14 protein-coding genes are annotated in these 20,440 nt (G+C 52.9%); 3 read left to right on the forward strand and 11 right to left on the reverse strand.

Features of this window, described 5'->3' with window-relative positions:
* Positions 1-664: 664 nt before the first annotated feature.
* From dusB to pth, 11 genes are all read right to left on the reverse strand, one after another.
* Complete coding sequence (gene dusB, locus LKH74_RS11140; RefSeq protein WP_287708504.1) at positions 665-1,681, reverse strand: tRNA dihydrouridine synthase DusB; 1,017 nt, start codon at positions 1,679-1,681, stop codon at positions 665-667.
* An 11-nt stretch (positions 1,682-1,692) separates the two neighbouring features.
* The gene (hslO, locus tag LKH74_RS11145; RefSeq protein WP_135368397.1) at positions 1,693-2,580 is read right to left on the reverse strand and encodes an Hsp33 family molecular chaperone HslO; all 888 of its coding nucleotides are present in this window, start codon (positions 2,578-2,580) and stop codon (positions 1,693-1,695) included.
* Between the two features lie 345 nt (positions 2,581-2,925).
* Complete coding sequence (ftsH, locus tag LKH74_RS11150) at positions 2,926-5,034, reverse strand: ATP-dependent zinc metalloprotease FtsH (RefSeq protein ID WP_135368398.1); 2,109 nt, start codon at positions 5,032-5,034, stop codon at positions 2,926-2,928.
* 107 nt (positions 5,035-5,141) lie between these two features.
* Positions 5,142-5,684 (reverse strand): hypoxanthine phosphoribosyltransferase, encoded by a 543-nt coding sequence (gene hpt / locus LKH74_RS11155; protein ID WP_135368399.1) that lies wholly within the window; start codon positions 5,682-5,684, stop codon positions 5,142-5,144.
* Between the two features lie 16 nt (positions 5,685-5,700).
* Positions 5,701-7,068: a tRNA lysidine(34) synthetase TilS gene (gene tilS, locus LKH74_RS11160; RefSeq protein ID WP_287708503.1), complete on the reverse strand. Its 1,368-nt coding sequence runs from the start codon at positions 7,066-7,068 to the stop codon at positions 5,701-5,703.
* A gap of 64 nt (positions 7,069-7,132) precedes the next feature.
* Complete coding sequence (locus LKH74_RS11165) at positions 7,133-7,678, reverse strand: S1 domain-containing RNA-binding protein (protein WP_287708502.1); 546 nt, start codon at positions 7,676-7,678, stop codon at positions 7,133-7,135.
* 299 nt (positions 7,679-7,977) lie between these two features.
* Positions 7,978-8,385 (reverse strand): FtsB family cell division protein, encoded by a 408-nt coding sequence (locus tag LKH74_RS11170; RefSeq protein ID WP_135368402.1) that lies wholly within the window; start codon positions 8,383-8,385, stop codon positions 7,978-7,980.
* Between the two features lie 515 nt (positions 8,386-8,900).
* Positions 8,901-9,173: an RNA-binding S4 domain-containing protein gene (locus LKH74_RS11175; RefSeq protein ID WP_135368403.1), complete on the reverse strand. Its 273-nt coding sequence runs from the start codon at positions 9,171-9,173 to the stop codon at positions 8,901-8,903.
* A gap of 1 nt (position 9,174) precedes the next feature.
* Complete coding sequence (locus tag LKH74_RS11180) at positions 9,175-10,755, reverse strand: polysaccharide biosynthesis protein (RefSeq protein WP_287708500.1); 1,581 nt, start codon at positions 10,753-10,755, stop codon at positions 9,175-9,177.
* Positions 10,756-10,995: 240 nt separating this feature from the next.
* A complete protein-coding gene (mfd, locus tag LKH74_RS11185) occupies positions 10,996-14,544 on the reverse strand; it encodes a transcription-repair coupling factor (RefSeq protein WP_287708499.1) in 3,549 nt (1,182 codons plus the stop codon).
* A 16-nt stretch (positions 14,545-14,560) separates the two neighbouring features.
* The gene (gene pth / locus LKH74_RS11190) at positions 14,561-15,118 is read right to left on the reverse strand and encodes an aminoacyl-tRNA hydrolase (RefSeq protein ID WP_125576353.1); all 558 of its coding nucleotides are present in this window, start codon (positions 15,116-15,118) and stop codon (positions 14,561-14,563) included.
* A gap of 641 nt (positions 15,119-15,759) precedes the next feature.
* Here pth and LKH74_RS11195 point away from each other — a divergent pair.
* From LKH74_RS11195 to cbpA, 3 genes are all read left to right on the forward strand, one after another.
* Positions 15,760-16,725, forward strand: coding sequence for an L-lactate dehydrogenase (locus LKH74_RS11195; protein WP_125576351.1), 966 nt, complete (start codon positions 15,760-15,762; stop codon positions 16,723-16,725).
* Between the two features lie 938 nt (positions 16,726-17,663).
* A complete protein-coding gene (locus tag LKH74_RS11200) occupies positions 17,664-19,052 on the forward strand; it encodes a L,D-transpeptidase family protein (RefSeq protein WP_287708498.1) in 1,389 nt (462 codons plus the stop codon).
* A gap of 323 nt (positions 19,053-19,375) precedes the next feature.
* Positions 19,376-20,017, forward strand: coding sequence for a cyclic di-AMP binding protein CbpA (gene cbpA, locus LKH74_RS11205; protein ID WP_048732552.1), 642 nt, complete (start codon positions 19,376-19,378; stop codon positions 20,015-20,017).
* Positions 20,018-20,440 lie beyond the last annotated feature (423 nt).

The following is a 20,440-nucleotide window of genomic DNA, read 5'->3' on the forward strand; positions in this document are numbered from 1 at the left end:
TCCTGAGCCAGGATCAAACTCTCATCTTAAAGATGATGTGCTTGAATAGCTCATCGATTGTTGTTACATTTTTAAAAGCGAATTGACTTCGCAAATATTGTTTGGGTTTGATACCAAGTATCAAACCACCCTACACATATTTGGTTTGTCGAAACAATGTTCAGTTTTCAAAGGTCTACCAAGTTATCAGAGAAGCAATCGCTCCGTGACAACTTTTAAAGTATATCATGTCGTTTAAAACGTGTCAACATCTTTTTTATTTTAATTTGAATATTTATTCAATATTCAAATTTCTAAATCAAGTTGTTTTGCGTCGTGACAACATAAATGTATCAGTTACGTTTTAACTCGTCAAGCACAATTTTGAATTTGTATGACTATTCATATAAATTGTTCTTTATGCATTGGCTGCGTTAATCAGCAACAGGTAATATCTTATCAATTATCTGCATCCCGGTCAAGGGAATTTTCAGAATAAATCAAAAAAAGAGCCTGGAAAAACCTCCCAGGCTCATTCACACCACTTTTATATAGCTGAAACGTGTGCCAAAAGACAGCCGGTTCCGCTTAAACCTGATCACCAGCAATCCAAAATCAGGATTACTCGGTGATCAACCTCAATGCTCACTGGCTAATCGTCTTTGAGCCCACTCGCCCTAGTGAGTTATCGATCTGTAAAGCGGTGCACCGGTGTGCGTTGGCTACGAGCCGCCATTTTAGCTAAAAAGTCATCTAACAACGTCATCATGACGGCTTCGTCCGTGGCATCCGTCAGCGCGACCTTGGTGCGGGCCGCGTGCGGAATGCCCTTTAGATAGTAAGCGACCTGATTGCGAAAATCGCGTGGCCCCTCTACTGGCCCCTTGGCCTCACAGAGCTGATGCAAATGTTCCTTCGCCGTGGCAATTTTTTCTGCTGGCGTGGGCTCCGGCAAAAGGTCTCCCGTCGCTAGGTACCGATTGATGCGCTGCAGGAGCCAGGGGTTGCCCATGACCGCACGTCCGACCATCACGGCATCGGCGCCGACCTCATCCAGCATGCGTTTGGCATCCTGGGGGGTGCGCACATCCCCATTACCCATAAAGGGAATCGTCAGGTGCCGGGCGACCTGCGCTAAGATATCCCAGTCCGCGTGTCCCTGGTACATCTGCTTACGAGTCCGTCCGTGCATGGCAATGGCGCTGGCCCCGCCACTTTGCGCAGCAAGCGCATTTTCCACCGCTAAAATGTGATGATCATCCCAGCCGGTACGCATCTTGACCGTCACCGGCTTATCGACTGCTGAGACAACTGCGGCGACCATGTCATGGACCTTTTGTGGATCCAGAAGCCATTTGGCCCCGGCATCCGTGTTCACGACCTTATTGACCGGACAGCCCATGTTAATGTCGATAATGTCCGCATTGGTCTGCTGGTCGACGTACTGGGCGGCCTGTACCAACGTTTCCTGCGTCCCGCCAAAAATCTGAATGCTCATCGGGTGCTCATGGGCATCGACCGCCATCATCTTGAGCGTCCGTTGATTGTGGTAGTGAATGCCCTGCCCGGAGATCATCTCACAGGTCACTAACCCCGCACCAAACGACTTACAGATGCGGCGAAAAGCAACGTTTGTGACCCCTGCCATTGGGGCGACCACCACGCGATTGGCAATTTCAACATCCCCAATTTTCCAAGACATGTGCGGCCTCCTTACTTGGCCTGAGCCTGGGCGAGAATCTGCCGCAACTCGTCTTCTGAATATTCATACTTGGTTCCGCAGAAATGACAAACGGCCTCAGCGCCATGGTCCTGATCGATCATTTCTTGTAAGGCCGCCGGTTGAATGGCTGCCAGCGACTTTGCAAACCGTTCCTTAGAGCAGTCACACTTGAAGGAGACTGGCATCTTCTGCAAAATCTTGATCTTTTCGTCTTTGAACAGCAACTGGAGAATCTCCTCTGGTGTCTGCCCGTCCAACAGCAGTTCTGAAACCATCGGCATTTCCTTAAGCCGTTGTTCCAGCCGGGAAATGGCCGCGTCGGAGGCCCCCGGCATGGTTTGAATCATAAAGCCCCCAGCCACCTTAACCGTGTTATTGGGTTGTACGAATACCGACACACCAACCGCACTCGGAATCTGTTCGGATTTGGCCAGGTAATAGGTAAAGTCTTCGCCCAGCTCACCAGAGATCAGCGGCACCTGTCCCGTGTAGGGTTGTCCCAAGCCTTGATCCTTGGTGACTGTCAACATCCCGTTGACCCCCACGGCCTTCTTAACGTCGATCTTATGCTTTTCGTTCAACGGCAGGCTCACGTGTGGGTATTGCAAATACCCCTTGACCGTCCCGTTGGCATTGCCGTCCGCCACGATAGCGCCGACGGGTCCGTGGCCATTGACCTTGACCGTTAAATTTTCTTCCCCCTTCAATAGGGAGGTTGACAACAACATGGTCCCAATCAAGGTCCGCCCCAAAGCTGCCGTGGCGGCACTCCAGGTGTCGTGTCGTTGTTGGGCTTCGGCCACGGTCTCGGTCGCATCGACCACATAGGCCCGGAACATCCCATCATCAATCAAACTTTTTACTAAATAATCTGCCATTCTTGTAAACGTCCTTTCGTGTCTTTTCACCATGCCCTACCTTACCAGAAACCGCGGCTTTTGCAAATAGTAACGACTGTGAGCGTCCTGGTCGCCGGTCGTTTACTTGAGATTTGTTGGCCACTCGCGTCGGCTCCCCTGCGACTTCACACTACCCACAGTGCACATCGGCTTGCCGCTATTTACTTACCCGGACCACTCTCACGGAGGTGTCAGCGATAGTCACTGATCACGGCTGTCTTTGCCAGTAGGTCACCTACTGCCTCGCCCCCCACATCCGGGTCGTTATCCACACCCTAAATGCCAAACAAAAAGAGCGAGATGCAGGTCTCGCCCTTCGTGTGACTATTCTGAATGATCGGTGTCATCGTGTGAATCGTCTGCTGCCGAACTTGCCGCTGAATCAGCCGCTGAGGACTGGTTTTGGGCCGCGGACGAAGCTAACTTGGCTTCCGTAGAAGCTTGTCGTTGGGCTTCGCGCCGTTCTAATTCGCGCTTGGATTCTTCAAACGTGGCCGCCTTTTCGCTTGGAAATTCGTCATTGCCGTCCTTTTCCGGCATCTTCCCAGTGTTAAACAAGCTGAGAATTTGCTTTTCGTCCAGCGTTTCGTATTTCAGCAAGGCATCCGCAATAATCTTGTGTTCTGCTTTGTGTTCTTCCAGAATCTTCCGGGCAGTGTCGTGCGCTTCCCCGATGATCCGGCGAACTTCGCTATCAATTAAGTTAGCCGTGTGTTCTGAGTAACTTGGTTGACCTGGGTAGCCAGCACCAGCAAATGGTTGGCCGCCAGCACTTTCCAGCGCAACGGTCCCTAAGGCGTCACTCATCCCGTATTGGGTTACCATGGAACGGGCAATTTGCGTTGCCTGTTCAAAGTCATTGGAGGCCCCGGATGATTCGGAGTGGAAGATTAACTCTTCGGCCGTCCGACCACCCATTAAGCCGGCAATCTGTTCCATGGCATCCTTCTTGGACATCAGCATTTGGTCTTCCCGTGGGAGCATGATGGCGTACCCGCCAGCACGACCACGAGGGACGATCGTTACCTTGTGGACCACGCGGGCGTCGTTTAAGACTAACCCAACAACGGTATGCCCCGCTTCGTGGTAAGCCACCGTCTTGCGTTCCTCGGGACTGATGACCCGGTCCTTCTTAGCTGGCCCAGCGATAACGCGGTCTTCGGCTTCATCCAAATCAGAAGCGTCGATCTGCGTCTTATTCCGCCGTGCCGCCAGTAAGGCCGCTTCGTTCAAGAGGTTTTCCAAATCAGCCCCGACAAAGCCAGGGGTTTGCTTGGAAATTTCCTTTAAATCAACGTCATTAGCTAATGGCTTGTTCTTAGCGTGAACCTTCAGAATAGCTTCACGACCCTTAACATCTGGTCGACCCACTAAGATCTTCCGGTCAAACCGGCCTGGCCGCAGCAAGGCAGGGTCCAACACGTCTGAACGGTTGGTAGCGGCCATCACAATGACGCCTTCACTCCCAGTAAACCCGTCCATTTCAACCAGCAATTGGTTCAACGTTTGTTCACGTTCATCATGGCCACCGCCCATGCCAGCACCCCGTTGACGACCAACCGCATCAATTTCATCAATGAAGATGATGGAAGGTGCGGCCTTCTTGGCCTGTTCAAACAGATCCCGGACACGACTGGCCCCGACACCAACGAACATTTCCACGAAATCTGACCCAGAAATCGAGAAGAATGGTACAGCGGCTTCACCAGCCACCGCCTTCGCTAGCAACGTTTTACCAGTACCAGGTGGGCCCTCAAGTAAGACCCCAGATGGGATCCGGGCACCTAATGAAACAAACTTACGCGGATTCTTCAAGAACTCGACAACTTCGACCAGTTCTTGTTTTTCCTCCTCCTCACCAGCAACGTCAGCAAAGCGAACCTTGTTTTCCTTGCTGTCGGCTGGTTTGGCCTTGCTCTTTCCAAAGTTCATGACACGGCCATTGCCGCCGCCTTGGCCGGCTTGACCCATCATCATGTAGAAGAAGAAGAAGAAAATGACTAGTGGCGCTACGTAGACTAACAAGTTAATCCAGAAGCCACTCGACTCTTCAGCTTTGGTGTTGACCTTTACATTGTGACTCTTGGCGGTCTTGTCAATCTCGGAAACCGTCGAGTTATTCGTCAAGACTTGCGTGGTGAAGCTGGTCACAGCGGTGCTTTGTGAACCGCCGAGACTAAAGCCTGTATTGGTCGTCCGCTTTTGGGCGTTCCGATACTCACCGGTAATCTTGTAAACTCCCCCGGAAGGTTGAATGGAGAAATTCTTGATCTTGTTCGCATTTAAATCTTTAACGAACTGACTCGATTGGATTTCTTGGGATTGTGAGCTGCTGTTGTTACCGTTAAACAAGTAAACAACACCAATGACCAACAAGAAGATCACAATGTAAAATAGACTATTACGAAACAGCCCATTTCGTCGATTATTCATGTCGTGCCTCCTTACCCACAGTTCCCAGCATTAAGATAGGAACAGAATTTAGGGCAAATGCCCCTTAACTAAATAAGATGTTATCACAATTGACTATCATTGACTAATTATTTATCTGAATAGACTGAGGGCTTTAAAACACCAACGTACGGAAGGTTACGGTACTTTTCTTCATAGTCCAGACCATAGCCCACGACAAACTCACTCGGCACGTTGAACCCAACGTAGTCCGCCTTGGCCTCAACCACGCGGCCACTGGGTTTGTCCATCAAGGTGCAGACCTTGATCGACTTGGCGTTTCTGTCCTTCAACAGGTCTTCCAAGTACTTCAAAGTCCGCCCGGTGTCGATAATGTCTTCAACTAACAAAATATCGCGACCGGCAACGTCGGTATCCAGGTCCTTGAGTAACTTGATGGTCCCGGAAGAAGCCGTGCCGCCGTTGTAACTGGAGACGTCAATAAAGTCAATCGTTGCGTAAATATCCATGTCGCGGATCACGTCGGTCATAAACAAGATGGCCCCCTTCAACACACAGATGATCAAGGGTGTCTTGTCTTTGTAATCCTCGGCGAGTTGCGTGCCTAACCGTTTGCAAGCTGCGGCAATGTCTTCCTCACTGTAAAGGACCTTTAAAATATCGTTATTCATGCTGTTCCCCTTTCGCCTATTCATGTTTCCAAACAATATGATAGTTTTTTGTGTGCGGCCGTGGTGGGTAGACCGACCACTTCACCCCTAACAGGGCCAACACGTCTCCCGTCGCCGTGACCAAGACGACTTGCCGTGAGCGCTCATCTTGGGGCACCTTGGCATTGATCAATGCCCGGCGGACCGACTGATGATGCCCCGTGGCCAGCCGTAAGCGGTCACCCGGTTGCCACGATCGGACCATTAAGGGTAACTGGTCCGGTGTCAGGGCCACCGTTTCATGGGGAGAAAGCGTTGGTTGCTGTGCTGTGGTAAAGCAACCAATCTGCCAGCCGTTACCAACCGACCGCCATTGGTTTAAGTCTACCATAAATCTAAAATGTTCCACGGATTTTTCCTTGAATTTTTTCGGTTGTAAAAATTGAAAGCGGTCATACGTTTTAATGAATACCCAATCTTGACCGAACGCCACGGTACCCGTGGGGTGTTGCGTACTGGCCAACAGTTGTAAACAAGCCGTCAAATGGGTCTCGCTCACCGACGTGCCGGGAGCGGTCCGACTGAGCAAGCGGGCTAACAACAGTCGCTGCTCCGCAATCGGTGCGGCCAACAGGCGATCGGTTTGCCCCGTCACCGGGGTATGAGACGTCACGATGCGGGCCAATTGCTGGTCCAGCGACCGGTTGGCGACGGCTAGGGTCGCCTGCAGCTGTTGCGCGTATCCATTTAGATGCTGGACGACCTGCGGATTCTCCCGTTGCAGTTGCGGCAAAATCTCGTGACGCACCCGATTCCGGCTGGCAACCAGTGACTGATTCGTGGCATCTTCGTACCAGGGCAGCTGCTGCTCACGCGCGTAGGCCACCAACTGGGCCTTGGTAAAGGGCAGCAGCGGGTGAATCACTTGGCCCGGTGCCAATGGTCGGCTCGCGGCCATGCCGGTCAGCTGATCCAGTTGGCCCCCGCGTATCAGTTTCAACAGAATCGTTTCTGCCTGTTCATCGGCCTGATGCGCCGTGGCCACCCAGGCGGCGTGCTGTTGTTGCAACTGTTTTTGAAAGAACTGGTAACGAAACGCTCGGGCCGCCGCCTCGATACCGTGCGTGGGATGGGCCGCGATTGGCCAAGTTGCCACCGCCAATGGGAGCTGGTGGTCGGCACACCATTGGCGCAAAAAGGCCTCTTCGGTCTGACTCTGCTGACGCAACTGGTGATTGACATGCACCACCGTGATGGCCGGTCGTTGCGTCGCCGGTAGCCGGGAAATCAACTGCAGCAGCACCATGGAATCCACACCGGTCGACACCGCCACTAAGACACGTCGCTTAGGGTCGGCCCAGCCGTTGGCCCGCCAATTTTGCTGAAAGGCCGTTTCTAGTGTCACCCATCACACCCCCACTTCCGTTAGCAAAAAGGGCCGCACGAATGCGGTCCTGATTGAAGGCAGATTAGCTGCGCCGGCCACCACGGCCACCACGCTTACCTTCAGTGTTACGTTTAATCGTTGCCAAACGGTCCTCACTTTGCTTCAAGAACCCTGACATCAAGTCGTCGAAGCTTTCTTCATGTTTAGCCGAGTGATGCCCTGAGAAACGGCCATTCGCTGAACCGTGATGTGGCCGCGACCCGTTGTTTTCAAACCGTCGGCCACCATGACCGTGGTTTTCACCACCGCGATTGCCGTGGAAGTCACGGTTGCCGCCGCGATTGTTCTCACGGTGTTCGTTGTGGTTGTGATGTGGCCGTTCTGACGCCGGGTGGTCCGTCGCCTTACGAATCGACAGTCCAATCTTTCCATCATTGCCCACGGTTAATACCTTAACCGTTACCTCGTCACCAACGGATAACACGTCATGGATATCCTTAACATACCCGTCAGAAATTTCACTAATGTGCACCAGCCCGGTCTTGTGGTCACCTAAATCAACAAATGCACCAAAGTTCGTAATTCCGGAGACCTTTCCGGTAACTTTAGCTCCAACCTCGATTGCCATAAACAAGAAGTTCCTCCTTAAAATAAGTGCTTTCAGTATAACACAATTCTCCCCAATGCCACACGTCCAAACAAAAAAATTACAGCCCCTTGACCAACTTTTTATCGCCCGGTAAACCTTGTTAAATTAACTTTCGCTCCAATTAGTCAGCACGTCAAACGGTTGCGCTAACGATGTAAACCAAGGACACGGGTGGCGATTATTTCGCGTGCCGACCATGACTCCGGTCACCCACTACGCCAAGGCACCACCCTATCAAAAAGAGCCCAGGAATCAAATCCCAGACTCTTGTAATAACCTTATTTCGCCGTCACGTCACTGGCGTGGTCGCCCGGGAGACTGTAAATCGTCTCACCGGTCTTGGAGTAATAGTACTTGGACCGAATCAACTGGCCCAAGTAATCCTTATCGTTTAGCTGCTTGATTTCTAGCTTCAAGTCGGCATTCTTCGCCTGGGACTTGGCCAGGCGTTGTTTGCTAGTCGTGACTTGCTGATCGACTTGGTGCAGGCTGGCGTGGCTTCTGATCAACTGGACACCCAAAATGACCGCAAATACCGCGAACACCACGAGGATTCGGGTAGCTCGCCGCATGCGCCGATGGCCCAACCAGTGGTGATGGTGCACAACCGCCTGTTGGTGATCTAATTTCCGCGTATAATCGTTTTCCAGTCGTTGAATCTTTGCCGTCGGTTTCGCGTCCGCCATGGCCCTCACTCCTCAGTTTTCACCAGATAGTTTAACTTGAGTATAGCAAGTTTCAAATACCACGTCTACCGCCTTACGCACATTGTAAAACATTCGTCACATTCCGCGGTATACCAAGCATTGGCAACACTTTCCGTACTGGTCGCCTACCGTTCGTCGTCTCCTGGCCTCACGGCAACGGTACCGACATCGCTGACGCTGCTCCAAGTTACCGGCAGATAGGCGCAACTGTGCCCATTGACCTAACGAACTTGATCGTAAAACGTGCCGAGACTGCCAAGCACTACCGTAGCCGAGAGTGAAGCCAAATACGGGCTCAGCCGTGGGAGTTCCCTTAGTGACACGGTTCACGTCGCTTAGGGAACTGGCGTCTTTGAGACGCGGGTTGCCGGCTCAAAGCGAGGACGAGACCGCCCTTTGGCTCGACCGGTCCGCCCACCGCGTTCCAGCCCGTATTTGGCGAACGGTAGGCGACCAGCCCCGCCAGTGTTGCCAGTCTCCGCGCGTCTATAAAATTAGTCTTGGCGGAAGTCTTGGGCGTACTCTTCCTTGACGATGGTGTACATCCGTTCCGCGTCGTCCTTTTTCGTGGTTTCCAGGAGCTCGTCGACTTGGACTGTCAACGTTTTGTTCCCGAACTTGATAACTAACTCATCCTTAGGGGCGACTTCCGTTGAGGACTTGGCGACCTTCCCATTGATTTCGATCCGGCCCTTGTCCGCAATTTCCTTAGCGACTGAACGCCGCTTGATGATCCGTGAGACTTTTAAATATTTATCTAATCGCATATTATTTTCCTCCGTGTTGACGCAATTTTTGCCACAATCTTAACATTGTTTCTGCGTGGGGAATCGCCAGCCATTCGCGCACGCTCAGCAATTGCCAGCTCAAAGCCAGGCCGAAGAAGAGCACGACCCCCACCGGAATCGTCAGCAATAGCCCGACGCCAGCCGCCAAGCGTCCCGTAGCCAGCACCGGCCACCAGCTCGTCAGGAGCGTGGCCACGATGCGGACCCCGGCGACCATCAGGATGGTACACCCTAACAATTTGCGAATGAACGCCCGTGACCAGACCCCAGCTCGCAACTCTTGAGCCGAGCCGTACCAAATCACGATGAACATGACCGCCAGACTCAGCACCGTTAGCCAGCTGGCCCCACCGGCGCCGAAATGCACCACGGCCCAGCGGTTGGCCACGCATTTGACCAGCAACCCCACCGTCAGGGCCAGTACCGTGAGCCGGTAGCTGTCCTGACTTTGTAACACACTATTGTACGTTTGAATCAGCGTGGCCAGGATGATGCCCAGCATGTAGACCGCCAGCATTCCCGACCCTTGCGTATCGCCAAATAACAACCGGTTGATCCACGGCATCAGACTGATCAACCCCGCCGTGGCGGCACTGGCAATCATCAATGCAATGCGCATCATGGTCGTGGTCAGCCGCTTAAACGCTTGCGGCCGCCCCTGGTGTTGGGCCTCACTCAAGGCCGGCAGGAGCGACGTCGCAAAGGCCACCGCCACCACCAGTCCCAACTGAACCAACGGCTGGGCTCGGTCATAGACCCCTTTCAGACTCTTGGCGGCCAAGTCGCTCATACCGCCAGCCACCAGGCCATTTTTCACCGTAAAGGAGTCGACCAGTTGTAACAACACCATCATCGCTGTCAGAAGACACAAGGTGCCCCCTTCGATCAGTAGGCGCCGGCCCAAATGCGGTACGCGCCAGCGGGTGGGCGATTGCGGTTGACGCCAGCGGGGCAACACGACTAACGCCGCCACCGCAGCCACCGTTCCGCCACTGAGCGCCCAGGTCCCCATCCGATAAACGGACCAGTCGTGGCTGGTCGCCCAGCCGGCCGCCACTAAGATAACAACGACGCGGACCAGCTGCTCAACGACCTGGGAACGCGCCGTGGGCAACATGTGAAAACGCCCCTGGTGATAGCCACGGCCCACGGACAACGCGGGCATCAGGAGAAACATCCACGCGACCATCTGAATCAATGGCGCAAGTTGTGCATCCCCCATGCCTCGCGCAATGGCGGGCGCCCCGAGCATCAGGCCACCAAAAATGAGCACAGCCAATCCCCAGACCCACCGAGAGACCTGGCGAGCCACCAGTTGTTGGCTTGGCAAGTCTGGCGCCTCGGCAATTAATTTGGAAATAAAGACCGGCAAGCCGCTCAACGCAAAGGTCATGCCAATGCCGTAGAGCGGGTAGACCTGTTGGTACACGTAAAAACCGGTGTTGCCGACCATATTTTGAAAGGGTACCCGGTAGACGGCACTCAATAGCTTGGCGATGAACGCGGCTATCGAGAGAATCAGGGCCCCCTGCAAGGTCGTATTTACATTGCGGTTGCCCATCGACACCCTCCTTGAAATTTTTTTCAGTCCGCCTTACCGCGGCGCGAAATCTAGCCTGGAACGCTGGGGGAGTTCCCTTAGCGACATGGTCCACGGCGCTTAGGGAACTGGCAACTTGGAGACGCGAGCTATCGGCTTCAAGTTGCGGGTCAAGACCGCTCTTTGGCTTGACCCGACGCCCTCAGCATTCCAATGCATCTCTAGCGAGCGGCAAGGCGGCCAGCCCCACCACAGTAACGGCTACTTGTCCGTCGTAGCCGCCGCATTGTCTTGGGGCTTCGTGGTTTTGGCGACAATGTCGCGCAGGGCGGCCAAGAATTGGTGCACCTGCGGCAACCAGTCGTTGACCGTCATCTTCGGTTGGATGACCAGCTTGATGTGCAGGCGGTCGTCGTTGATGCTGACGGTTGCCTTCAGATCCGTGGCGGCCAACGCCTTGAAGACGTCCTCGCCGCCTAAGATATCGGTCCCCTGCTTGGAAATCGTGACGAAGACATCCCCGTTGACCCGGCGAATCTTGTCAACCAGGGCCAAATCGGCCGCCAGCTTCAATTGCCCAATCGTGAGTAACTGACTTACGGCTTCGGGGTATTCGCCAAACCGGTCGATCAGATCGGCTTGAATCTCACTGACCTCGTCATCATTTTCCAGTTGGCGAATCCGTTTGTACATTTCAATCTTCTGTTGTTCATCTTCAATGTAATCACTCGGCAGGTAAGCTTCAACACCCAGTTCAACCGTGGTATCGGTCTTCGGTTGCGTCTTCTTCCCGCGCTTCTTGGCCACGGCTTCACTTAACATTTGCGTGTACAAGTCATACCCCACGGAATTGATGAACCCGTGTTGCTGTTTGCCAAGTAAGTTACCTGCGCCCCGAATCGACAGGTCCCGCATGGCGATCTTGAAGCCAGAGCCCAGCTCAGTGAAGTCCTTGATAGCCTCCAGCCGCTTTTCACTGACCTCGGTCAGCACCTTGTTAGGCTTGTACGTGAAGTACGCGTAAGCCACCCGGTTGCTGCGCCCAATCCGCCCCCGCAGTTGATACAGCTGCGACAGGCCCATTCGGTCGGCATTTTCGACGAACAGCGTGTTGGCGTTAGGAATGTCGATCCCCGTCTCGATGATGGTCGTCGTGACCAGCACGTCGTATTCGCCGCGCAGAAAGTCAAAGAGCACGCATTCGAGTTGAGCTTCCGTCATCTTCCCGTGGATGAAGCCGACACGGGCCTCGGGAACCAGGGATTGGACCTGGCCCACGGTCTTTTCGATGTCCTCCACCCGGTTGTGCAGGTAAAAGACTTGACCGCCCCGTTGCATTTCCCGGCGAATCCCGTCTTGAATGGCCCCGGCATTTTGTTCCATGACGTAGGTCTGAATGGGGAACCGGTTGGCCGGTGGCGTCTCGATGACAGAAAGGTCTCTGACCCCCAGCATCGACATGTGCAGGGTCCGCGGAATTGGCGTGGCGGTCAGCGTCAACACGTCAACGTTGGCCTTCAACTGCTTGAGCCGCTCCTTGTGCTTGACCCCGAAGCGTTGTTCCTCATCGACCAGCACCAGTCCCAGGTTCTTAAACTTCACGTCCTGTGACAACAACCGGTGCGTGCCGACCACGATGTCTAATTTGCCACTCTCCAGGTCCTTGATGGACTGGTGAATCTGCTTGGTCGTCCGGAACCGCGAGAACATTTCCACGTTGATGGGGTAGCCCTCGAAGCGGCTGACCATCGTGTCATAGTGTTGTTGCGCCAAAATGGTCGTGGGCACTAAAAAGGCGACCTGTTTGCCGGCTTCAACGGCTTTAAATGCCGCCCGCAAGGCCACTTCGGTCTTCCCGTAGCCCACGTCACCGACCAGCAAGCGGTCCATGGGCCGCGGCTTTTCCATGTCGTGTTTGACTTCTTCAATCGTCCGGAGTTGGTCAGGCGTCTCGGCGTACGGAAAGTCATTTTCAAAGTCCGTCTGTAGCGAGTCGTCCGGTGGGAAAGCATAGCCCTTTTCGGCCGCACGCTTGGCGTACAGGTCGACCAATTCGTCAGCGATGTCTTCGATCTTGGCCGCAACCTTGCGTTTAGTCTTGGCCCACTCGGATCCGCCCAGCTTGTTGATCTTCGGTTTCTTGTCCTCGGAGGACACGTACTTTTGGATCAGGTTCAGCTGCGTGACCGGAATAAACAGTTGGGCGTTGTCCTGGTAATCGATGGTCATGTAGTCTTGGTGCACGCCATCGACGGTCAACGTCTGCATCCCGATGAATTTCCCAATCCCGTGATTGACGTGGACCACGTAATCGCCGGGCTTCAAATCGGTATAGCTCTTCAACCGTTCCGCGTTGGCCATGGTTTGGCGCCGCGGCCGCTTCTTGGTGATCTTCTGGAACATCTCGGCTTCCGTGATGATCACCAGATTGGCCTCGGGCAATTCAAACCCGGTGTGGAGTCGTTCTGGAACCAGTTGCGTAATGCCGGCTTGTAGGTTGGCCGACTTGGTCAGCACGACCTTGATTTCAAAGTCATCCAGCGTCTTTTCGATTTTCTCCAACCGTTCCTCGTCTTGAACTAAGAGAACCACCGTTTGTTTTTGCTTCTGCCAGCGGTCGATCTCCGTCTTCATGACCGGCAACTGCCCGAAAAACTGTTGCATAGCCCGGGTCGTGACGTTGGTGATGGCTTGGAATCGTAAGCTGCCCATCCCCTTTTGGAACAACGCCAACATAATCTGGGCGTGATCGTCAGCCTTGACGATGGGCCGCAGCTCGCCGCCAAAGACCTGTTGTTCAAAGATCTGGTGGTGACTCAATTTATCGGTCGCCCAATTGGCCTCGTCTTCCAGCAATTGCCGTTCAGCATCCTGAAGACGCGAATAGTCCCCGAACAAGGCCAGTCCATCTGCGGGTAAGTAGTTCAGCAGTTGGTGGTGTTCTGGGAATAAATAATCGGCAAACTCCATTAATTGCGGGTCAACGGAACCCTTTTGCAACCCATCGATCAGGGGTTGGACCTGGTTGGTCAGCGTTTCTGCCCCCTCGGCGTCTAGCTTAGCCGCCTGCGTGTGCAACGCATCACTCAGGGCACTGGCCCCCGCCGTCCGTTCCGCGGCTGTTAAAATGAAGTCGGTCGCTGGCAAGACTTCCACCTGTTCGGCATTTTCGATACTCCGCTGCGTAGCGGGGTCAAAGTACCGTAAGGAGTCCACCTCGGTATAAAAGAAGTCCAGCCGCACCGGATAGTCCGCCGCCAACGGGTAAATGTCCACAATGGACCCCCGCACGGCAAAATCCCCAGGGGCCGCCACTAATTTCTGGTGGGCGTACCCCATGGCAAACAGCTTCTGCTGCAGGGCTTCGAGGTCAAAATCGTCGCCGACCTTGACCGTGAACCGGGCCGCCGCAAAATTGTCGGGCGCGGGTAAGAAGCGCCGCAACCCCGACAGTGCCGTCACGATGACGACGGGATGGTCACTTTGTAAGGCGCGCAAGGCGTCGATTCTAGCCGAGCGGTATTCCGGTGAACTCGTGGCCACCTCGGCCGCCAATAATTCTTCAACGGGAAACTCAAAGAGCTCGTCGTCGCGCAAAAGATTGGCGAGATCATCGACGAGTTGGCCGGCGTGATATAAGGTGTCCGTCACATAGACGATCGACCGTTGTTGGTCATGGAGCAAACTGGCAATGAACAACGTTTCGGCGGACCCGTTTAGCCCGGTCACCAGTTGGCGCTGGCCCGGCGCTAAGGTCCGCTTGATCGTTTGAAATTGCACGGTCTGCGTCATAAATTCTTCTAAATTCACGCGATAACTTCCTATCCTAGTTGTACTGGTTCATCAGCTGCGTAAACTCACTCCCGGCTAACCAGTCGTCCAACGCCGCGACGGCTTGATCCGTGGCCTGGTTGAAGAGTGGTTGCTGGTCCGTGGTAAATTTGCCCAACACGTAATCCACGACGGTGTGCTGTTGGGGATGGGCGATGCCGACCCGCAGCCGCTTGAATTTCTCCGTCGACACGTGAGCAATGATGCTCTTGATGCCGTTGTGCCCCCCGGCTGAACCGTGGTCCCGCAAGCGAATCCGTCCCACCGGCAGGTCCATGTCGTCGTGAACGACCATGATGTCGTCCACGTCGATCTTGAAATAGTTCATGATGGGGTGCACGGCCCGGCCGGATTCGTTCATAAAGGTGGTGGGCTTGACCAACAAAACCTTTTCGCCGTTGACCACGCCACTGCCGAAGCGGGCATCCATCTTACGCGTGTTCAGCGTGATGTTGTGTTCCTTGGCAAACGCATCCACGACCATGAAACCGGTGTTGTGCCGAGTGCCGTCATATTGCGGACCGATATTTCCTAAACCAACGATCATTTTCATTTTAAAATTATTCTCCCTTAGTGCAGTTCTCCTGAGCTAGAGACAAAAGAGCTGGACGGAAGCCATACCTCACCGTTCAGCCGCTCAGATTATTTTCTCGATTCAAAATTACCACCCTTGAGTATAGCATAGTCCCCCCTGAACTTCACGGAACCTGCTTGCGCAATCGGCCAACTGTCCCCGCTGCCGATTTTCACAAATTCGGTTAAAAATCGGTCATGTGAAAAATAATTAAATTTATTTTGAACGGGGCCGGCATGTGGGCCCTGTGACTTGTGAAATGTGACCAAACTTTTCCATGAAACTGGTAAAAAATGACCGTTTTCTGTTAGCTTGTGAAAGGCTGCTACGGCCGGCTCACTTGCCGAAATCTCGCCGCTGAATCACTTCTCATCGGGAGTTCCATGTGAATTTAGCCGGTCCTTTTCCCGGGTTATTTTCACGTCCCAAGCGCGTCTTTCCGGGGAGCAAGTTGCTCATTCACCGTCATGACGTGTTTTCGTCTAGATAACTGACCCATGAAAAAATAAATGATGTTTTTCACAAAATTCGGGTCTGAGCGATAGCTTTCAGGCTTTTAACATGGTATACTAACTCACGGGTATTATTGCGTACCTTGATGTCAAAATACTTATTTGGAGATGAAGAATTTGACTACTAAGACTCATCAAAAAGTTGTTTTAGTTGGGGACGGCGCTGTTGGTTCAGCTTTCGCCTACTCAATGGTAAACCAAGGATTAGCAGAAGAATTAGCTATTGTGGACGTTGTTAAGGAACGGACCGAAGGGGACGCCCTTGACCTCGAGGATGCACAAGTCTTCACCGCACCTAAAAAGGTATACTCTGGCGATTACTCCGACTGCAAGGATGCAGACGTGGTTGTCATCACTGCCGGTGCCGCTCAAAAGCCAGGCGAAACTCGTCTGGACTTAGTCAACAAGAACTTGAAGATCATCAAGGCTGTTGTTAAGCCAGTCGTTGATTCCGGTTTCGACGGCATCTTTGTGATCGCTGCTAACCCAGTTGACATTTTAACTTACGCTACTTGGAAGTTCTCTGGCTTCCCTAAGGAAAAGGTTATTGGTTCTGGGACTTCATTGGATACTTCTCGTCTGCGTGTTGCGCTGGCTAACAAGCTGGACGTTGACCCACGGAACGTTGAAGCTTACATCATGGGTGAACATGGTGATTCCGAATTCGCCGCTTACGACGAAGCCACTATCGGTTCCAAGCCATTGAAGACCATCGCTAAGGAACACGGCATCACTGATGACGACTTAGCTAAGATCGAAGATGACACCCGTAACAAGGCTTACCAAATCATTAACCGTAAGGGCGCAACCTTCTATGGTGTTGCCACCTGCTTGATGCGGATCACCAAGGCTATCCTGCGTGACGAAAACGCGGTATTGCCTGTCGGTGCCCCACTGAACGGTGAATACGGCTTGAACGATATCTTCATCGGTACCCCAGCAATCATCAATGCTAAGGGAATCGAAAAGGTTATCGAAGTGCCTCTTTCTGACAAGGAAAAGGACTTGATGGCTAAGTCAGCTGAAACCTTAAAGAAGGTTACTGCTGATGGTTTAGCTGCCCTCGAAGGCTAAGCTAAATCACTTGAATCGCCACTCCTTCACTGGAGCGGCGATTTTTTTGTGGGTTGGGATGCGGTGGTTGTTGTCCGCAACCTGGATGGAGCTGGCCGCCTTGCCGTTCGCTAGAGATGAGTTGGAACGCTGAGGGCGCCGGCCCAAGCCAAAGAGCGGTCTTGGGCCTCACCTTGGAGCCGATAACCCGCGTCTCCAAGGTGCCAGTTCCCTAAGCGCCATGGCCCACGCCGCTAAGGGAACTCCCACAGCTGAACTCATCTCTAGCGAACTATCGGCTACGTGGTGGTGGTCAGCAACCAGCCGCTTAGCTCCAACGTTTGAATCCGCCAGCTCCATTGTTGGTGTCCTTCTAGTGACGTCCTGCCGCCTCTCCACAAAACGGGTATGACTAGTCCCCCAACGTAGGCGACCTATTTACCGGCAAATCCGACCAGGCGTCCTGCCACCCGTCCCCCGATAGTCAGCCTGATAACGGGACTAGTCTTCACCATAACGCTCCCGTTCTATCTACTGACGATTGACCAGTTCGTTTGCCGTGATTGGTCAGCATTAAAACTATATACTGGGAAAGTTGGAGATAGTCAGAGCAGCCTCTGCCAGCCGCTGAGTGACGGGCCCACTCGATCGATACCTAGTCTGCAAAACCAGGTGTACCGTGCATGTTACTTGACACGTCTAACAGCCGGTTGGCGTTTCTTTCTGCCGACATTCAGTGTCGTTTATCGCGTGATAGCAAAACGGTTAAGTCACCCGAATACTTGCACTCAGAATTTTTTTGAATTCGTGTGATAGGCGCCCTGAAAGTAATGTAACCGTTATCATAAATGCGTTCACGTTGCCATTTAAGGTACTTTGAAGTAAGCTGGGAGTATGCTAACAGGGATAATTAAGCATGACGACTTTTCCTCCACTGGCTATTTTAGGAGGTTGTACCCATGAAAAAGAAAAAAGGCCTCGTGATTGGCTTAGTGACCGCAGTAGTTGCGGTCGGTGCCATTTACGTTGGACAAGCAATTCATTACTCTTCAGCCCAAGTCTTCTTTAAGGACACGGAGATTGCCGGCGTTAACGTCGGTGGCAACACGGCTAGCCAAGCGGCGGCCAAGTTAAAAACGGCGCTGAAGAATCAGCAATATACATTAAAGGATGGCAGTCAAACCGTCTCCACCATTAAAACCAAACAAGTTGACCTGAAAGTCACCTCCACGGCGGCCCTCAAACAATTGATTGGTAAGCAAAATATTTGGAGTTGGCCCGCCCACGTGACGACCGCCACCGCAGACAGCCTCGAGCTCAATGCCAGTGACGAGAATCAAGAAAGCGTCCAGGCCCTCGCCAAATCGATTGCGACTAAGGCGAACAAGACGCGGACGGCTGCCAAAGATGCCTCATTTAGCTACCAAGATGGCAGCTGGGTCGTTACCAAAGAACAAAAAGGTAACCAACTCGATGCCAGCAAGTTAGCCAAAACCATCACTTCAGCCATCGAAAAGGGCGCGAACACGGTCGACGTTTCCGGCGATTATCTCCAACCGAAAGTCACCACGACCTCTACGACCTTTAAGACGGCGAAAGCCAAGGCCCAATCCATTACCCAAGAAACTTACCGTTACAAACTCAGCGGGCATAAGATCACGATTCCAAGTGAGACGATTGCCAGCTGGTTAACGTTTAAGAACGGCAAGCTGACCACGGATAATGCGGCCATCAAGACTTATTTGACCAAGCTCAGCAGCAAGTACGGGACCATCAACAAGACCCGGACGTTTAAGTCAACTAAGCGCGGTACGGTCAAGGTCAAGGCTGGTCTGTATGGCTGGAGCATCAAAGTGAAGTCTGAAACCCCTGCACTGAGTAAAGATGTGTTGGCGGGTAAAGGCATGGACCGGACGCCGGCCATTCAAGGCAGCGGCTACCATAGCGATGGCACGGACATCGGTAAATCGTACGTTGAAGTTGATAAAGTTAACCAGCACATGTGGGTCTACAAGAACGGAAAAGTCGTCGTTTCAACCGACGTTGTGACTGGGTTACCAACGACTGCGCACCACACGCCAACTGGTGTTTGGGTCATTTGGAGTAAGCAACGCAACGCCACCTTACGTGGTCAAAACGACAATGGGTCCAGTTACGCTTCCCCAGTGAAGTACTGGATGCCAATCGATGACACCGGCGTGGGGATCCACGATTCTTCGTGGCAACCACAATACGGTGGCACCTGGTACAAGACACACGGGTCTCACGGTTGCGTGAACACCCCACCTTCGAAGATTGCGGCAGTCTTTGCCAATGTCAAAGTGGGCACCCCAGTTATCGTCTTCTAATTGAATTTTAAAAAAAGTGGCAGCTCTCCTTTGCGAAGAGTTGCCACTTTTTTGCGGCCACTTTTGGGAACTAGAAAATCATCCCAATGGCCAATAAAATTAAAATGGCCACGAAGGCAGCCAACGTCCAATACAACCATTTTTTCGTAATGATTGGCTTATCTTCAGGATCGTTTGAATTCTTCACGGGGTCTTCCCTCCTTAACCAACTTTCTTTTATTTTAACACGAAATTCCCCCGAAATTGCTACCCGTTGGGGGGTAAAATATGGTATTATTAGAGGAGATTATTAGAAGTTTCTAATTTTTAGGAGGTCATCTGCTATGCTGCTTAAATCCCTAGTGAAGCCGAAGGAACGTTTGGTTACGGTTCGCGAGGACGTCACCTTGGAACAAGCCTTGAAGGTCTTGGAAGACTCAGGCTATCGGTGTGTGCCAATTCTAGATGAAACGGGGCAAATTTTCCGAGGAAACATCTACAAGATGCATATCTATCGTCATAAATCCCGGGGCGGCGACATGCAGCTCCCGGTGACATCATTACTGAAGAACGCCACCAAGTTTATTTCCGTTAACGCGGCCTTCTTCAACGTTTTCTTCTCCATCAAGGATTTACCTTACATCGCGGTCTTGGACGATAAGAACGCCTTCTACGGCATCCTCACGCATACGCGGTTGATGGACATGCTGTCCCAGTCTTGGAACGTCAACATCGGCAGTTACGTGATCACGGTAGTCTCTGCTGGTGAACGTGGCGACCTGGCCGGCATGGCCAAGATCATCACCAAGTACACGTCCATCGCCAGTGTCATTAGTCTGGACGCGCAGGAAGGCGAACTGGTTCACCGGACCATGTTCACCCTGCCCGCCGAAGTGGACGAGGAAAAACTCGACCGCATTGTCAAGGCGCTGGAACGTAAAGAATTCCACGTGCCAGAAATTGAAGATCTCCGGCACGAAAACTAAGCCAGCTTTCCCGGTCAGTCGCCACGGCGGCTGGCCTTTTTGTTTGGCTGTTTTTGGCAATGTGGCTGACGATACTAGCCCTGACTGCCGCCTACCGTCCGGCCCATATGAGACTGGAACGCGGTGGGCGGACCGGACCGAGCCTGAGAAGCGGTCTCGGCCTCGCTTTGAGCCGAAGCCCGCGTCTCAAAGACGCCAGTTCCCTAAGCGGCCAAAACCACCGCTAAGGGAACTCCCACGGCTGAGCTCATATGGGCCGGACTCTCGGCTACGCTAGTGGTTGATGGCAACCTTGACAAAATCACGGCACCAGTCGGCCAGTCGTGATTGGCTTAACCATTACGACCCAAGTCAGCAATGACCGACGGTGGCACCTAACCGCTTGTCAAAATAGACCAGCTATAGTCTAGCAGTCCTCCCCAC

This window comes from Levilactobacillus sp. (assembly GCF_022646225.1).
Taxonomy (GTDB): domain Bacteria; phylum Bacillota; class Bacilli; order Lactobacillales; family Lactobacillaceae; genus Levilactobacillus; species Levilactobacillus suantsaiihabitans.

Bases quoted from the DNA above. Each gene is read 5' to 3' on its own strand.
- dusB (WP_287708504.1), bottom strand. From the start codon at position 1,681: ATGTCTTGGAAAATTGGGGATGTTGAAATTGCCAATCGCGTGGTGGTC.
- hslO (WP_135368397.1), bottom strand. From the start codon at position 2,580: ATGGCAGATTATTTAGTAAAAAGTTTGATTGATGATGGGATGTTCCGG.
- ftsH (WP_135368398.1), bottom strand. From the start codon at position 5,034: ATGAATAATCGACGAAATGGGCTGTTTCGTAATAGTCTATTTTACATT.
- hpt (WP_135368399.1), bottom strand. From the start codon at position 5,684: ATGAATAACGATATTTTAAAGGTCCTTTACAGTGAGGAAGACATTGCC.
- LKH74_RS11165 (WP_287708502.1), bottom strand. From the start codon at position 7,678: ATGGCAATCGAGGTTGGAGCTAAAGTTACCGGAAAGGTCTCCGGAATT.
- LKH74_RS11170 (WP_135368402.1), bottom strand. From the start codon at position 8,385: ATGGCGGACGCGAAACCGACGGCAAAGATTCAACGACTGGAAAACGAT.
- LKH74_RS11175 (WP_135368403.1), bottom strand. From the start codon at position 9,173: ATGCGATTAGATAAATATTTAAAAGTCTCACGGATCATCAAGCGGCGT.
- LKH74_RS11180 (WP_287708500.1), bottom strand. From the start codon at position 10,755: ATGGGCAACCGCAATGTAAATACGACCTTGCAGGGGGCCCTGATTCTC.
- pth (WP_125576353.1), bottom strand. From the start codon at position 15,118: ATGAAAATGATCGTTGGTTTAGGAAATATCGGTCCGCAATATGACGGC.
- LKH74_RS11195 (WP_125576351.1), top strand. From the start codon at position 15,760: ATGAAGAATTTGACTACTAAGACTCATCAAAAAGTTGTTTTAGTTGGG.
- LKH74_RS11200 (WP_287708498.1), top strand. From the start codon at position 17,664: ATGAAAAAGAAAAAAGGCCTCGTGATTGGCTTAGTGACCGCAGTAGTT.
- cbpA (WP_048732552.1), top strand. From the start codon at position 19,376: ATGCTGCTTAAATCCCTAGTGAAGCCGAAGGAACGTTTGGTTACGGTT.